Source organism: Neobacillus terrisolis (assembly GCF_051233475.1).
Taxonomy (GTDB): Bacteria; Bacillota; Bacilli; order Bacillales; family Cytobacillaceae; genus Bacillus_BU.
The window spans coordinates 109353-125965 of sequence record NZ_JBKFGH010000004.1; the positions used below are offsets into that span (position 1 = coordinate 109353).

The 16613-nt window shown below is 39.5% G+C and carries 15 protein-coding genes; 11 read left to right on the forward strand and 4 right to left on the reverse strand.

The features are described from left to right. Positions 1–102: 102 nt before the first annotated feature. Complete coding sequence (locus tag ACI48O_RS02640; RefSeq protein ID WP_435560150.1) at positions 103–621, reverse strand: antibiotic biosynthesis monooxygenase family protein; 519 nt, start codon at positions 619–621, stop codon at positions 103–105. Positions 622–1090: 469 nt separating this feature from the next. Here ACI48O_RS02640 and hemE point away from each other — a divergent pair, with 469 nt between their 5' ends. The 5 genes from hemE to ACI48O_RS02665 all read left to right on the forward strand — a co-directional run bounded on the left by hemE (position 1091) and on the right by ACI48O_RS02665 (position 7701). After that, a complete protein-coding gene (gene hemE, locus ACI48O_RS02645; RefSeq protein ID WP_435560151.1) occupies positions 1091–2137 on the forward strand; it encodes a uroporphyrinogen decarboxylase in 1047 nt (348 codons plus the stop codon). A 184-nt stretch (positions 2138–2321) separates the two neighbouring features. Beyond that, on the forward strand, positions 2322–3257 hold the full coding sequence (gene hemH / locus ACI48O_RS02650) for a ferrochelatase (protein ID WP_435560152.1): 936 nt from the start codon (positions 2322–2324) through the stop codon (positions 3255–3257). 29 nt (positions 3258–3286) lie between these two features. Next, on the forward strand, positions 3287–4702 hold the full coding sequence (gene hemY, locus ACI48O_RS02655; protein WP_435560153.1) for a protoporphyrinogen oxidase: 1416 nt from the start codon (positions 3287–3289) through the stop codon (positions 4700–4702). Between the two features lie 157 nt (positions 4703–4859). After that, positions 4860–5432, forward strand: coding sequence for a TetR/AcrR family transcriptional regulator (locus ACI48O_RS02660; protein ID WP_435560154.1), 573 nt, complete (start codon positions 4860–4862; stop codon positions 5430–5432). A gap of 70 nt (positions 5433–5502) precedes the next feature. Further along, on the forward strand, positions 5503–7701 hold the full coding sequence (locus tag ACI48O_RS02665) for a YhgE/Pip family protein (RefSeq protein WP_435560155.1): 2199 nt from the start codon (positions 5503–5505) through the stop codon (positions 7699–7701). 67 nt (positions 7702–7768) lie between these two features. On the opposite strand, the gene yhfH is transcribed toward ACI48O_RS02665, so the two are convergent. Further along, complete coding sequence (gene yhfH / locus ACI48O_RS02670; RefSeq protein WP_435560156.1) at positions 7769–7903, reverse strand: protein YhfH; 135 nt, start codon at positions 7901–7903, stop codon at positions 7769–7771. A gap of 178 nt (positions 7904–8081) precedes the next feature. On the opposite strand from yhfH, the gene ACI48O_RS02675 reads away from it, so the two are divergent. The 6 genes from ACI48O_RS02675 (at position 8082) to ACI48O_RS02700 (ending at position 15319) form a co-directional block, all read left to right on the forward strand. Continuing rightward, entirely contained in the window at positions 8082–8819 is a 738-nt protein-coding gene (locus ACI48O_RS02675; protein ID WP_435560157.1) for an MBL fold metallo-hydrolase, read from the forward strand. 27 nt (positions 8820–8846) lie between these two features. Next, a complete protein-coding gene (locus ACI48O_RS02680; RefSeq protein ID WP_435560158.1) occupies positions 8847–9836 on the forward strand; it encodes a lipoate--protein ligase in 990 nt (329 codons plus the stop codon). Positions 9837–10596: 760 nt separating this feature from the next. Further along, entirely contained in the window at positions 10597–12132 is a 1536-nt protein-coding gene (locus tag ACI48O_RS02685; protein WP_435560159.1) for a fatty acid--CoA ligase family protein, read from the forward strand. 261 nt (positions 12133–12393) lie between these two features. Then, the gene (locus tag ACI48O_RS02690) at positions 12394–13395 is read left to right on the forward strand and encodes an ABC transporter substrate-binding protein (protein ID WP_435560160.1); all 1002 of its coding nucleotides are present in this window, start codon (positions 12394–12396) and stop codon (positions 13393–13395) included. Between the two features lie 126 nt (positions 13396–13521). Next, on the forward strand, positions 13522–14550 hold the full coding sequence (locus ACI48O_RS02695) for an ABC transporter permease (protein ID WP_435560161.1): 1029 nt from the start codon (positions 13522–13524) through the stop codon (positions 14548–14550). After that, on the forward strand, positions 14525–15319 hold the full coding sequence (locus tag ACI48O_RS02700; protein WP_435560162.1) for an ABC transporter ATP-binding protein: 795 nt from the start codon (positions 14525–14527) through the stop codon (positions 15317–15319). Before ACI48O_RS02695 ends, ACI48O_RS02700 begins: the two co-directional genes overlap by 26 nt. Positions 15320–15372: 53 nt before the next feature. Here the strand turns inward: ACI48O_RS02700 and ACI48O_RS02705 are convergent, their stop codons facing one another. After that, on the reverse strand, positions 15373–15783 hold the full coding sequence (locus ACI48O_RS02705) for a DUF1259 domain-containing protein (RefSeq protein WP_435560163.1): 411 nt from the start codon (positions 15781–15783) through the stop codon (positions 15373–15375). 108 nt (positions 15784–15891) lie between these two features. Further along, positions 15892–16527, reverse strand: a complete 636-nt coding sequence (locus ACI48O_RS02710) for a GntR family transcriptional regulator (RefSeq protein ID WP_435560164.1) — start codon at positions 16525–16527, stop codon at positions 15892–15894. Between the last annotated feature and the right edge of the window lie 86 nt (positions 16528–16613).

Here is a 16613-nt window from a genome sequence, read left to right on the forward strand (position 1 = left end):
TGTAATACAGAATATGAAATCTAGGAGAAGATGTGAGCGCCAAAGGATTCAAAAATTAAGAAAGGATAGGGACGCCAGCAAATGCATAGTCCCTATCCTTTCTTAATTATCCTCATTTTCAGGAATATAGTATTTGGTCACGTATGATGCACCCGAAAAGATCTTTATTGGAGGCTTTTCGCCCGAGGACCCTTTCGCAGATTTTTGATGTGACTTACCAAAAGCTTCGGATTTCTTCCACTCTTCGAAATGGGATTCATCTTCCCATAAAGTTAAAATAATGTAGGTATCGGATGAAAGTGGACGGAGTACCTGGATACCAACAAAACCTGGCCGTTGATCAATAGCGCGATCCCTGTTTTTAAAGCGGTGTTCAAACAATGGACGCCCATCATCTGTAACCGGTATATGGTTCATAACAACAAATCGTGCAAAATCCATCTGTCCAACAGATTCAATGACTTCGTAGCTTCTTGGTTCTTTAAACACGGTTTCTCCATTTGTTTCATGAAGAAGCACGGCTGTATCTTCATACATCATGAGAAGCATCGTTTCCTGACTGTGCATAGTCTTTATTTTTAACAAGTAGTCAAACGTCCCTGACGTCATAAAAACATTCATCAAACTCACCTCTTTTTTAGAAATGCTGTGTTAAAGAATAATGTTGATTTTGAACACTTTGTTGATTGGAGAGGAAGGTGCGAGACTCCTGCGGGAGAAGGTGTCACGGGAGACCCCACAGGCGCTATGCGCCGAGGAGGCTCCCGGACTCCCCCGCGGAAAGCGAGCACCTGCAGCGGAAATCAACAGCCAGATTTAACAGAGCCTTTAGAAAAAATCACCAAATATTACTTATATATATAAATTCAGCAAAATCATCTTTCCTACCTTCATAAAAATGAATTATTTTATAAAAAATAACACATGAAAAACGTCAATTTATCGACATTTGAAAACGCAACCTATACAACTATTATTTTAAAGGATATATTGGAAACAGTTATGGCAACGGTATTTTTTATAAGTTTTACTTTATGGTAATATATACTATTAGGAGAATCAGACAGTCTTGAAAGGTGGATAAAAATTAATGTCGAAAGTGATCAACGAAACATTTTTAAAAGCAGCTAGAGGCGAAAAAACAGATTATGTTCCAGTTTGGTATATGCGTCAAGCAGGGCGTTCCCAACCCGAATACAGAGCGATTAAAGAAAAATATTCATTATTTGAAATTACGCATCAACCGGAATTATGTGCTTATGTAACAAGATTACCGGTTGAACAATATAATGTTGATGCAGCTATTCTTTATAAAGATATTATGACACCGCTACCTGCTATCGGGGTAGACGTAGATATTAAAGCAGGAATCGGACCAGTTATTTCAAATCCAATCACTTCTTTAGCTGACGTTCAAAAACTTGGCGAAATTAATCCAGAAGCCGATCTTCCATATGTTTTTGAAACGATTCGCATTTTAACACAAGAACAATTATCGGTTCCGTTAATTGGTTTTGCCGGAGCGCCGTTTACGATGGCGAGCTACATGATTGAAGGCGGTCCATCTAAAAACTATAACAAAACGAAAGCGTTTATGTATACCAATCCAGAAGCATGGTTTGCTCTAATGGACAAGCTGGGTGAAACGACGATTACTTATGTAAAAGCACAGATTAAAGCTGGTGCTAAAGCCGTGCAAATTTTCGATTCATGGGTTGGCGCTTTGAATGTTCAAGATTATCGTTATTTCATTAAACCGGTCATGACTCGTATCTTCTCGGCTCTTAAAGAAGAAGGAGTACCATTAATCATGTTCGGTGTTGGGGCAAGCCATTTAGCATTAGAATGGAATGACTTACCACTAGATGTAGTTGGTCTGGACTGGCGCTTGCCAATCGAACAAGCTCGAGCTATGGGCATTCAGAAAACAGTTCAAGGGAACTTAGACCCAGCCATTCTCCTAGCTCCATGGGAAGTTATTGAAGAAAAAGCAAAGGCTATTTTAGATCAAGGAATGGCTCAACCTGGATATATTTTCAACCTTGGTCATGGTGTATTCCCTTCCGTGAACCCAGATACATTAAAGAGATTAACCACCTTTATTCATGAGTATTCAGCTGAAAAATTAAGAGGTTAATTTCCAAATTAAGCTCTTTTGAAGACTACAGCCCCTAAAGTTCCTATGTGAATCTCTTCTATTGAAGGATCGCTAGCTACTTTTCTGGGGCTTCTTTTCTAACTACAGTGTTTTTTTGTGGTAAAGTTTATGCTTTTTTGGGAAAATACTCTAGTAGATAAAAGTAGAGAATAGGTGGAGACATATGACAAAAAAGAAAATGGGTCTTCTTGTTATGGCCTATGGAACCCCGAACAAAGAAGAAGACCTAGAAAAGTATTATACACATATTCGCCACGGACGTAAGCCCTCACCTGAATTGCTGGAAGATTTAAGGGAACGTTATGAAGCGATCGGAGGAATTTCTCCATTAGGTAAAATAACATTGGAACAGGCTCAAACTCTCGAAGAACATTTGAACAAGATCCAGAATGAAATAGAATTTAAGATGTACTTAGGATTAAAGCATGTTGAACCATTCATCGAGGATGCGGTGAAGCAAATGCATGAGGATGGAATTCGTGAAGCAGTTAGTATCGTTCTTGCTCCACATTTTTCAACCTTTAGCGTAAAATCCTATAACGGTCGTGCACAGGAAGAAGCGGAGAAGCTCGGAGGCCTTAGCATTCTTTCGGTTGAAAGCTGGTATAAGGAACCGAAGTTTATTAATTATTGGGCCGACAAGGTTCGGAACACGTTTGAGCAAATGCCAGAAATAGAACGGCAACATGCTATGTTGATTGTTTCTGCTCATAGTTTGCCAGAAAAAATTGTTCAAATGGGTGACCCATATCCGCAGCAAATTCAAGAAACAGCTGATTTAATTGCTGAGGCTGCCAATATTAAAAATTATTCCGTTGGTTGGCAAAGTGCAGGTAAAACTCCAGAGCCATGGCTCGGACCGGATGTTCAGGACTTAACGGCTGAATTATTCGAGACAGCTAGTTACAAAGCGTTCGTTTATATACCAGTCGGCTTTGTCGCTGACCATTTAGAAGTGTTATATGACAATGATATTGAATGTAAAGCAGTGACTGACAAGGTTGGTGCAAGTTATTATCGTCCGGAAATGCCGAACTCCCAGCCAGAATTTATTGATGCACTGGCATCAGTTGTATTAAATAGATTGTCAGTTCTTTAATGAATTTTACTGAAAAGAAGGGTTATACGATGTTGGAGAGAAAACAAAAGGTAGTGATTATCGGGGGCGGAATTACGGGGCTTACGGCAGCATATTACTTGCAAAAAGAAGCCTTATTGCAAAATCTACCTTTTGAAGTGAAACTGATTGAAGCATCCCATCGACTGGGGGGGAAATTGCAAACATTTGTCCAGGACGGGTATGTTATTGAAAGAGGGCCGGATTCTTTCCTCGAGAGAAAGCAAAGTGCGGTACGTTTAGCGAAGGAAGTAGGAATAGCGGACCGATTAATTAATAATTCTGCAGGACAGTCTTTTGTAGTGGCTAATCAACAATTATACCCGATGCCCGGGGGTTCGATCATGGGCATTCCCACCGAATTAGTTCCATTTATTACAACAAGATTGTTTTCAGTTGCCGGCAAAGTAAGAGCAGCCGCAGATTTAATTATTCCCCGTTCAAACATGAAGGGTGATCAGTCACTTGGTCATTTTTTTCGACGGAGAGTGGGGGATGAAGTATTAGAGAATTTAATTGAGCCGTTATTATCGGGAATTTATGCCGGAGATATTGACCAATTAAGCCTAATGTCTACTTTTCCTCAGTTTTACCAAGTCGAGAAAAATCATCGAAGCTTAATTCTTGGGATGAGAAAAGGGAAGACACCTCAGCAATCAAATAACCCTACTTCAAGTTCTAAAAAGGGTATTTTTCTAACCGTTTCGACCGGACTGCAATCATTCATCGAGGCAATTGAGGCCAAACTTCAGCCGCATTCCGTTATGAAAGGATACAGAGTGGAATCGATCAAGAAGCTTGGAGAAGGCTATGAAATGGAGCTAAACAGCAAGGAGAGAATACTAGCTGACAGCATTATTGTTGCCGTTCCGCACCATACTGCTGCTTCTATTTTTTCTCAATATGAATATTTCTCAGTGTTCAAACACGTTCCGGCAACTTCAGTTGCAACCGTCGCCCTTGCTTTTCCAAAGGAAGCGATTAAAAAGGACATCGATGGAACCGGATTTGTTGTATCGAGAAACAGTGATTTTTCCATTACGGCTTGCACATGGACCCATAAAAAATGGCCCCACAGTACACCGGAAGGGAAGGTTTTGCTTCGCTGTTATGTCGGCAGACCGGGTGATGAAACGATTGTTGATTTATCAGATGATGAGATTATCAATATCGTATTAGATGATTTAAACAAAATCATGAATATCACGGCTAAACCAGAATTGTCGGTCGTAACCCGCTGGAAAGATTCGATGCCCCAGTATACTGTCGGTCATAAAGATAGAATCAATGATGTTACAGAAAAAATGTCAGAAGAGCTTCCGGGAGTCTTTTTGGCAGGGAGCTCGTATCAAGGAATCGGGGTTCCAGATTGCATTGATCAAGCAGAAGCTGCTGTTAAGAAAGTAATTGAATTCCTAAAAAAATAACGATGGAGCAGCTGGATTGATTGAAACAGCTGCTTTTTTTGATTTTTATATTTTTATTTTATTCCTACTTGTATTTTTTATTTATTTTTGATACATTAGTTTTGTACTAAATGACCGTTTTGTTCATTTGGTCATTTTATTAGAAAGAGGTGTTCCGATGGTTGTAGACCGTAGGCAAATGATTATTGATGCTGCAACAAAATCATTTTCTTTATTTGGATATAAAGCCACGACAATGGATCAGGTTGCAAAGCTAGCCAATGTTGGCAAGGGAACCATCTATACTTTTTTTAAAAATAAAGAAGAGTTGTTTGATGAAATCATTACGGGCTTAATAAATGAAATGAGAGCAGCTGCTGATGAATCATTTGACCCATCACTTACTTTCCATGAAGTGGTTCATCGTGCCCTCTTTAAAATGATTGAGTTTCGTAATAAGCATCAATTAATGATTAAACTCTTTCAAGAGGAAAGAGAGATGGGCACTCCGGCAGTGGAGGAAGTGATTCAAAAAGTAGAGTCAACCATCATTAATTATATCAAGGAAAAGCTGGAGAATGGTGTAAAACGTGGAGAAATTCAGGTATGTGATCCTGAAATCACTGCGTTTATTATAATTAAGTTTTACATTGCCTTGATTTTTGATTGGGAAAAAAAACACGAACCTCTATCAAAAGAACAGATTGCCAAACTATTTGAACGCTACATTTTTAAAGGATTGTCTGGATAGACGATCCTTGCTTTTAACCCTTTTGTGACCAAATGAACAAATTAGTCATAATGTTTTAGGAGGCATTACTGTGAGAAAAAATTTAATAAGAGAAGAATGGAATTTTATCATTCGAAACAAAAAACTTCTGATCCCGATCATAGCCATTCTTTTCATCCCCGTATTGTACACAGGAATGTTTCTGTGGGCATTTTGGGATCCGTACGATCGCTTAGACGATCTTCCGGTTGTTGTTGTTAATGAGGATAAGGGCGCAACTTTGGACGGAGAAGAGATTAAACTAGGAAATGAGCTTGTTGCAAAGCTCAAAGATAGTCAGGATTTTCAGTTTGATATTGTTGATAACAAGCAACAAGCAATGAAAGATTTAGAAAAACAAAAATACTACATGTTAATTGAAATACCGAGTGATTTTTCAAAAAATGCTACTACCTTATTAGATAAAGATCCTCAAAAGCTTGATTTAGTTTATGTTCCAAATGAGAGCTATAATTTTCTTTCTGCTCAAATTGGTGGAACAGCGATTGAAAAAATTAAAGCATCATTGTCACAAAAGGTTTCCGAAACTTACGCTGAAACGATGTTTTCAAAAGTGGAAGAACTCGCAGATGGAATGGAAGCAGCCAGTGATGGTGCAAAAAAAATAGACGATGGCGCGATTCAATTAAAAGATGGGTCAAAAACTCTATATGATTCGTTATCGGTGCTCGCCAATAAATCGGTTGAATTTAATGAGGGAATGGTGAAAGCTGATTCAGGCATAAAAGAAATTGCAGCAGGGTCACAAACCCTTTCCAACGGTTTAGGGCAATTACAAGAGAAGCACATGATGCTTGAAACCGCCTCAGACCAACTATTAACCGGGGAAAAAGAGCTGGCGGTCGGGATTGCCCAAACAAAATCCGGTTTGCAGCAAGTTGAAGGTAAACTCCCTGAAATGGTCCTAGGTACAGCAGAGCTTCAAAAAGGTTCGCAAAATTTGTCAACCTCTTTGCAAAATTGGCAAGCAGGAGCGGAAAAAGCTGCTAATTCAGCTAATCAACTTAACGAGGGTATCACCAGTTTACAGCAGCAATTAAGTCCGATGTTAAGTCAATTACCGCCAGAACAACAAGAAATGCTAAAAGCAACATTCTCACAATTAGCAGCTGGAAGTAAACAATTATCTGCCGGTAATGCAACGTTAGCTGGCTATGCAGGGGAGTTGGCCAATGGAGCAGATACCATATCAGGAAAGCTCGGTGTTCTGAATGAAGGGCAAAAGCAGCTTCAGGCCGGCGTCCATCAGCTTGCAAACGGCAGTGTGCAGCTTGATGACGGAGCTAGGGAAATCATTACTGGACACGAAAAATTTAATTCAGGAATGAAGCTTTTTGGTGAAAAATTTGCCGAAGCTAGTGCAGGTTCGGTCAAACTTACTCAAGGCTCTTCGGAATTATCTAATGGGTTAACCATGCTGACCGAGGGAGCATCGAAAATTGTCGATGGTGCGGGGAAATTAACTGATGGAGCGGAACAACTTTCCTCTGGAAATTCTGAGCTAGAAAGTGGCACTCACGAATTAGCGGATAAATTGGCAGATGGAGCACAGGCAGCTTCTGCAGTTAACGGAAATGAAAAAACGTACAATATGTTTGCCGCACCAGTAAACGTGAAGAATGAAAAAATCAATGAAGTACCTAATTATGGTACCGGATTTGCACCATATTTCCTATCGCTTGGATTATTTGTCGGTGCGTTATTGCTGTCGATTGTTTTTCCGTTAAGAGAGCCTGCTGGAGTGCCAAGAAATGCACTTAGCTGGTTTGCTAGTAAATTTGTCATTCTTTCAGGTGTGGGCATTATTCAAGCCTTGGTTGCTGTAAGTGTGCTAATTTTTGGTCTTGGCATCGACGTCCAAAACGTTCCTTTGTTTGTTTTGTTTTCGGTTGTAACAAGCCTAACATTTCTTGCCTTAATTCAAGTATTAGTAACCACGATGGGGGACGCTGGCCGATTTGTAGCGATCGTCATTTTGATATTGCAATTGACTACAAGTGCAGGAACATTCCCGCTTGAATTAATTCCTAAATTCCTGCAAGGCTTTAATACATTCTTGCCAATGACTTATACGGTTCAGGGATTTAAGTCAGTAATTTCAAGTGGTGACTTATTATTTATGTGGCATAATATCGGGGTCCTTTTTGTATTTATCCTTCTGTTTGTTGGTGGAACCATCATGTACTTTACTACTGTTCATAAACGTCGTTTTTCTGGGATAGCAGAATAGAACAAAGGCTGACTCCATAGGGGTCAGCCTTTTGTATGAAATAAAAACGAATCGTTGTCATAACTCATTAAATAATCGTAACACTTAAACATTTTTCACATTGATTACCATAGCATTCATGTTGTTCTTCGATTGGATTCCCACAGTCCGTACAATTCTTTGGTGGCAAATTTCTGAAAAACTCTAAAGCGTTCTCTAACATGGTGTGCGTCCCCCTTCTTGTTTGAAATGTAAGAAAATTTTAAATGTTTGAACTTATTGTATTATAACACGATTATTCAGTCAATGGCTGTTTTAAAACAATATGCAAAAATGTAAAAAACGGGCTAAATCGAGTATAGTAATAATATTGGTTCAGACTTTTTACGGGAGGCGTATACATGCGATTATCGATTGTTGGCTGTTGGGGCGGATATCCAAAAGCAAATGAGGCTAGTTCAGGGTATCTTCTTGAACATGAGGGTTTTCGATTGTTAATTGATTGTGGCAGCGGGGTATTATCAAAACTGCAAAATTTGATTAACCCGGAAGAAATAGACGCAGTTCTATTATCTCACTACCATTCTGATCATATTGCTGATATCGGAGTATTGCAGCATGCCCGGCTCATTCAAGGTTTTTTAGGTAAGCATGTCCCCACTTTACCTTTATACGGCCATTCATTTAATGAGCAGGAATTTGCCAAGCTTACCTATAAGGAAATTACAAAGGGGATTGCTTATGACCCACATCGTACGTTAACGATCGGACCTTTTTTGATTCGGTTTATGAAAACGGAACACCCTGTACCATGTTATGCAATGAGAATAGAAGCTGGGCAAAGGGTATTAGTTTATACCGCAGACACTTCGTTTAAAGATGAGTTTATTCCATTTAGTGCTGGTGCAGATTTACTTTTGTGTGAATGTAATCTTTATGGAAATTTAGATGGTAAAGGTGCAGGGCATATGACCAGCTTTGACGCTGGAAAATTGGCAAGCCAAGCAAATGTAAAAGAACTGATTCTAACCCACCTGCCGCATTTTGGTGAGTTAAACCAGCTTGTGAAAGAAGCTTCTCAGTATTATAGCGGCCCTATTAAATTAGCTGCTCAGGATATGACAATTGAGATCATATAGGTTAGAAACTACATAAGGAGTGAGATCATGCTGTTTATTGATAATAAAGGAATTACCGATCCGCGCATTAATTTAGCGATTGAGGAGTACGCCTTAAAGAACCTGGATATTAACGAAACCTATCTGTTGTTTTATATAAATGAACCATCTATCATAATCGGGAAGAATCAAAATACAATTGAAGAAATAAACACAGATTATGTTGAAGCCCACGGAATCCATGTTGTAAGAAGGCTATCAGGGGGCGGGGCTGTCTACCATGATTTAGGGAATTTAAATTTTAGTTTTATTACAAAGGATGATGGCGAGAGCTTTCATAATTTCTTAAAATTTACAAAGCCTGTCATTGCGGCATTAAATAAGCTTGGTGTAAAGGCCGAGCTGAGCGGGAGAAATGATATTGTTGTGGAGGGAAGAAAAATATCAGGAAACGCTCAGTTTTCGACGAAGGGAAGAATGTTCAGCCATGGAACACTCCTGTTAAATTCGGAAATTGACAGTGTTGTTTCTGCTCTAAAGGTGAAGAAAGATAAAATTGAATCAAAAGGGATCAAATCGATTCGAAGCCGTGTTGCTAATATTTCTGAATTTTTATCAGAAGAAGTTTCGATTGAGGATTTCCGATCCATGCTGTTACAAAGTATTTTCGGGGAAGCGAAGGAAATACCAGAGTATGTACTAACTGAGAATGATTGGGAGAAGATTCACCAACTTTCAAAGGAACGTTATCAAAACTGGGACTGGAATTACGGGAAATCTCCTAAATTCAATTTACAGCATTCACATCGCTTTCCGGTCGGGCAAATTGATATAAGATTAGAAGTAAACAAAGGCCAAATAGAACACTGCAAAATTTTTGGGGATTTCTTTGGAGTCGGGGATGTAAGTGAAATAGAAAGAATTCTCGAAGGGATTCGCTACGAACGTGGAGCGATTGAGGATGCTCTTGAATCAATACAGATTCAACATTACTTTGGGAATATCACCCTTAACGAATTTATCAATTTATTATATTAAATCTTAAACGGTGCCTTGCACCGTCAGATTGTCGAGAAAATGGCATTTTCTCGGCATTTTTTATTTGTCACAACCAAAATACCGAATTTATTTGAAGTACATGCAAAGGGGCCTGTTGATTTCCGCTCCGGGCACTCGCTTTCCGCGGGGAGGTCCTGGAGCCTCCTCAGCGCTTGGAGCGCTTGCGGGGTCTCCAGTGACCTCTCTTTCCCGCAGGAGTCGAGTGCCCTCCGCTCCAATCAACAGGGAGGTAAATATAGTATTTTAACACACTTTTTTAAGCCTTGCTAAGTGCTTTTGAATCTCTTTTATTGGTGTTCGCTTTTTAATGAGTTGAATCCGTAAAACTCTTTCTCCTTTTGGTTTAAACATTGATTTTACCACTTATTTTTATTATTTATTAATTGGGATGAAGGTCTTTATGATACCACCTGTTGATTGGAGCGGAAGGCGCGAAGACTCCTGCGGGAGTAGCTGGTATGGGAGACCCCACAGGCGCGAATGCGCCGAGGAGGCTCCCAACTAGCCCCGCGGAAAGCGAAGCGCCTGGAGCGTAAATCAACAGACTAGTTGAAGAACTTTATATAAATGTTTAAGGCAGAAGAAATAAAGCGTAAAGACTATAATTGGTGATTTAAATAAAAAAATCCGGACGGCTTTGCTTGATTAAGAAAACGGCATCCATTATAATAATTTTAGAAAATTTAAAATATTTCATGAATGAGTAATCATTCATTCTTGGACAAAGGGGAGATGGAAGTTGAATCTAAGCTGGCAATTGCAAAAAATTGCAAAGGAACTACCTCAAAAAACAGCCTATATTTTTAATGACAGTCCATGTTCTTATGAAGAGCTAGACACAGCCGTATCCAAATTCGCGGCTGGGCTTAGCGAGTTAGGGGTAAAAAAAGGAGACCATATTGCCTTGATAGTAGGGAATTCCCCACATTTTATTGTTAGTCTATATGGGGCGTTGCGTCTTGGAGCAACGGTGATTCCTATCAATCCAATTTATACTCCTGACGAAATTGGATATATCCTTGTAAATGGTGATGTTAAAGTAGTGATTGCCTTAGATTTATTACTTCCATTAGCTGAAAAAATGCAAATGCTGCTTCCGAATGTAACTCATTTTATTATTTGCAGTACAGATGAATCTGTATCTAGTGAGACTCTTCAACTAAGCAATAAAATGAAAACGTTTTCAGATGTTTTGGCCCGTGGCAGCGACCATTTTAAAGGCCCTAAGCTTCAAAATGACGATACAGCCGTTATTCTCTATACGTCGGGCACAACGGGAAAACCAAAAGGGGCGATGCTGACCCATCGCAATTTATACAGCAATGCAAAGGATATCGGTAATTACCTGCGGATTAACGCTGATGATTGTGTGATTACTGCATTGCCAATGTTTCATGTTTTTTGCTTAACCGTTGCTCTAAATGCTCCGTTAATGAAGGGCGGCACATTATTAATCGTGCCGAAATTTAGTCCAAAGGAGATTTTTTCCTTAGCCAAGCAGTATAAACCTACTGTGTTTGCAGGGGTCCCAACTATGTATAATTTTTTATATCAATATCCCGACTCTGACCCAGCAGATCTTCACTCCCTTCGTTTATGTATTTCTGGAGGAGCTTCTATGCCGGTCGCTTTGCTTCAAAATTTCGAGAGAAAGTTTCAGGTGAGAATTTCTGAGGGTTATGGGCTATCAGAAGCATCTCCGGTTACGTGTTTTAATCCGATGGATCGTCCTCGAAAACCAGGCTCGATTGGAACATCGATCGTTAATGTTGAAAATAAAGTGGTGAACCCGCTAGGGGAAGAAGTACCCGTGGGAGAAGTCGGCGAGTTAATTGTTCGCGGCCCGAATGTAATGAAAGGGTATTATAAGATGCCAGAGGAAACGGAAGCAGCTATTCGTGATGGCTGGCTTTATACTGGTGATTTAGCCAGATTAGATGAGGATGGATATTTTTATATAGTGGATCGTAAGAAGGATTTAATTATTGTAGGAGGCTATAATGTTTATCCTCGTGAGGTTGAAGAAGTGATTTACAACCACCAGGACGTTGTCGAAGCTACCGTTCTAGGTGTTCCGGATCCACATTTTGGAGAAGCGGTAAAATGCTTCGTTGTCAGCAAAAATCCATCTCTAACCAAGGAAGAACTGCTCGAATATTGTCAGGCACATTTAGCTAAATATAAAATCCCGAGATCAATTGAATTTTTAGAAGAGCTGCCTAAAAATACAACAGGGAAAATTTTAAGACGAGCTTTAAAAACGAAAGTTTTATAAGAAAAATAAAACAAGCAGATGAATAGGATACCGTCTCGAAAAGAAATGGCCTTGATAGTCCATTGAGGTTTTTTCTTATATCGAACGGTATCCTATATTTTAATGTGGTAATACAGTAAAGCGCTACCGCGACATGTCACATATAAATAGGAAAATTTTTAAAATATCTAAAAATACTTGCTATTAAAAATAGTTTTGCGATATAATTTAGTGCATAAAAGCATAAAAGTGAAGAAGTACATATATGAGAGGGGAAGTAAAATGAAGAAAAGCTGGAAAAGTCTTGTTGCAGCTGGTTTGATCGGCAGTGTTTTACTAAGTGGCTGCGGTAGTAAGGAAACAAGTGATAATTCTGGGGAAGATAATAAAAGCTCTGAAAAGACGTATAAAGTAGGGGTTACTCAAATCGTTGAGCATCCATCTTTAGATGCTGCATATGATGGGTTTAAAAAGGCATTAGAAGATAAGGGACTTAAAGTCGATTTTGATGTTCAAATCGCTCAAGGAGATCAGAATAATAACCAAACGATCGCTAACAATTTTGTCGGTGATGGCGTCGATTTAATCTTCGCTAACTCAACGCCAAGTGCCCTTGGTGCTTTAAACGCAACAAAGGATATTCCAATCATTTTTACATCTGTAACCGATCCGGTGGGCGCAGGTTTAGTAAAGGCAATGGATAAGCCGGGTGATAACATTACTGGAACAACGGATACTCATCCAGATGCGATTCCAAATACAGTAAAATTTATGAGCGAACAATTTGATGGTAAAAAAGTAGGGGTCATCTACAATGCTGGTGAACAAAACTCTGTTGCTCAAATTGACCTTGTTAAAAATGCCATGAAAGATACGGATTTAAAATTAGTTGAAGCAACGGTTGCCACTTCTTCTGAAGTTAAACAAGCTGCTGAATCGCTTGTTGGTGCAGCTGATATGATTTACATTATTACAGATAATACAGTTGTCTCTGCATTAGAATCCGTTATAAGTGTAGCAAATGAAAATGATATTCCGTTATTTGTTGGGGAACTTGATTCCGTTGCTCGGGGTGGTTTTGCAGCATACGGCTTTGACTACTATGATATCGGCTATGAAGCAGGTGTCATGGCAGCGCAAATTTTAAAAGGGGAGAAAAAGGCTAGCGATTTACCAGTCCAATATCCTCAAAAATTAAAGCTGTTAATTAATAAGAAGGCAGCAAAAGAACAGAACGTTGAAATTAAAGAAGCATGGAATAAGATGGCTGAATTTACTGAGTAAAATTCAAAGTGATTCAGAGAAAATTTTCGTCCTTAGGGGTTTAACATACATCCCTAAGGATGAATCTTGAACACATATCATGTGCAGCATGCTTTGAATACAGCCAGGATAGAAAGGAAGAATCATATGTTTACCGCCATTTTTGGCTCTGTTGAAGCAGGTGTAATTTACGCACTGATGGCTTTAGGAGTATATCTCTCTTTTAGAATATTAGACTTTCCAGACTTAACGGTGGACGGCAGCTTCGTTACAGGGGCTGCTGTCGCTGCCGTTCTGATTGTAAAAGGATTTAATCCGGTAATAGCCACCATTGCAGCATTATTTGCTGGTGTTTTGGCCGGATTATTAACAGGAATCCTGCATACTAAGGGGAAAATTAATCCTCTTTTATCGGGAATTTTAATGATGATTGCTCTTTACTCTATTAATCTCCGAATTATGGGGAAATCCAATGTTCCGCTTTTGCAAGAGGATACGGTGATGACCCAAATTAATGATTTTTGGAGTAAGCTTGGAATTGATGCTGGAATTGAGTCTTTGTTTAATACAATTGGCTTGTCTGGTTTTGTTCCAAGAACGTGGGGGATTTTAATTGTCATGTTGGCGTTGACGCTATTTGTGAAGCTCGCAATCGATTGGTTTATGAAAACTGATTTAGGCTTGGCGATTCGTGCAACGGGTGATAATGAAACGATGATCCGCAGTTTTTCTGCGAATACTGATTTTTTAAAAACATTAGGACTAGGTTTATCAAACGGTCTCGTTGCGTTATCTGGTGCGTTAATCGCTCAATATGGCGGATTTAGCGATGTGGGAATGGGAATCGGAATGATTGTCATCGGCCTCGCCTCTGTTATTATTGGGGAAGCGGTTTTCGGTACAAAGAGTATTATGAGAGCAACCCTAGCAGTGGTTGGTGGGGCGATTCTTTATCGGATCATCGTGACACTGGCACTCCGGGTTCAATTTTTGGAAACAGGTGATATGAAATTAATTACCGCTTGTATCGTTATTATTGCCCTTGTAATTCCAAAACTATTAGATTCTCAGCGTGACAGAAAACGCAAGCGTAAGCGTCTGATGGAAGCAAAAAAGAGTCAAAGTTCAGTAGAGAAAAGTGGTGAGCACCTTGCTGCAATTAAATCAGATTTTTAAAGTCTTCAATGAAGGGACACCGGATGAGAAAATTGCTTTGGACCATGTTAGCCTAAAGTTAAAAAAAGGTGATTTTGTCACGGTTATCGGCAGTAATGGTGCCGGGAAATCAACCTTAATGAATATCATTTCCGGAAAATTGATTACCGATGTTGGTTCAGTCTCAATTGATGGAAAAAATGTAACAACTGTGAAAGAACATAGACGGGCTAAATTAATTGGACGGGTCTTCCAAGATCCCATGGCAGGTACGGCTCCCCATATGACGATAGAAGAAAATTTAGCGATCGCCTACTCAAGGGTAGGTGTCCGAGGTTTGCGGAGCGGATTATCCAAAAAACGACGAGATTTTTTCAAGGAAAAGCTAGAGATGCTTCATTTGGGTCTTGAAAACCGCCTTCAGGCGAAAGCAGGCTTATTATCTGGTGGGGAGCGTCAAGCTTTGTCACTATTAATGGCTACTTTCACCGAGCCGAAAATTTTACTGCTTGATGAGCATACCGCAGCTCTTGACCCATCACGGGCTGAATTGGTCACCCAATTAACAAAGGAAATTGTTAATGAATACCATTTGACGACACTTATGGTTACGCACAATATGCAGCAAGCTCTTGACCTTGGTAACAGGTTAATCATGATGGATAAGGGTCAAATCATTTTTGAAGCAGATGAAGAAAAGAAGAAAGACTTAACCATTGATCGATTACTAGAGGAATTCCAACGCATTCGCGGTGAAAAAATGAACAGCGACCGTGCAGTGTTAATTTAAGAATAATCAAAAAAGCATGTCCAGGTTATAATTGGCGGACATGCTTTTTTTTATTAGAACAAGCGAGCTTCTCTTGCAGCAGCAATGCTGTTTCTAGCAAACTCGAACGGATCGCCGACATTCTCCCAGTGCATATACATTAATCTTGGGTTATCAAAGAGCCAGTGATTGTGAAGAGCTGTAACGATAATTCCTCTTCTCCGCAGCGCGGTTAGGAAACGATTAATTTCTTCTTGCAGGATAACCGTTTCACCAAGGTTAAGAGTTTCACCCCTTCTGCTATCTTCAAAAGATAGGGCAAACGGTAAGGCTAAAGGAGATTGAGTTTCGCGGCCTAAAATGGTAGCTTCAATGTCGCGAAGGCGCTGAACCACGCAAACAGGATCAGTAGTAACAACAACGCCTCCAATAATATTAGCAAGTCGTCGACAGGATGAAGATGAGGATGAGGATGAGGATGACATTTATAATCCCCCCTTTCAAGCTGTTTGCAATAACATATGAAAGTAGGGAAGGGCTTGTATAGGTTGGAATATAGTTCAAATAAAAAAGGCTCAGTTTCGATTAGAAACTTAAGCCCTTTGGTTATCGTTTAATAAATGTAAACAAAAATCTAAATCAAGTTGAAGATGCTGTTGCATGAGCTGTTCAGCGGTTTGACCATCTCTTGCCTTGATGGCTTCATAAATATGCTCATGCTCTTCAATTAAGAAGGGACGGTTATAGAAAACAACTGTTTTGCGAAACAGGTAAATGATCGATTGCATTCGATCGATCATATCAATCATAACCGGATTGTTACTGGCGTTTACAATGATTTCATGAAACCTCTCGTTCGCTTTCATAATTTCTTCAAACGTTCCCGTTTTCCCAATTTCCACACATTCTTTTAGATTGTCGAGCTCGTTATCAGGTAAATAGGATGCTGCACACTTGGCAGAAAATCCTTCTAACAGGATACGAACCTGAAATAAGTTGCGTAAGTCAGTTTCTGTAGGCTTTACAACGATTTTTTTTACGATAAGTCCCTCGTTTTCTAACCTTCTAATTGATTCACGAATGGGGGTTCGACTAACCCCTAGCTCTTTTGCAAGTTTTTCCTCAACGATCTTTGTTCCACCCTGAAGTTCTCCATTTAAAATTCTGTCCCGAATAATTTCGTATGATTGATGGTAAGCGGGTCCTGCTTTCTCAGTATCTCGTTTCAAGTTATTCACCTCGTCATTCCCACTATTACTAGGTTTAATCATACCAAATTTTATATTAAAAAAATACAGGTTGGCCATTCAAGAAA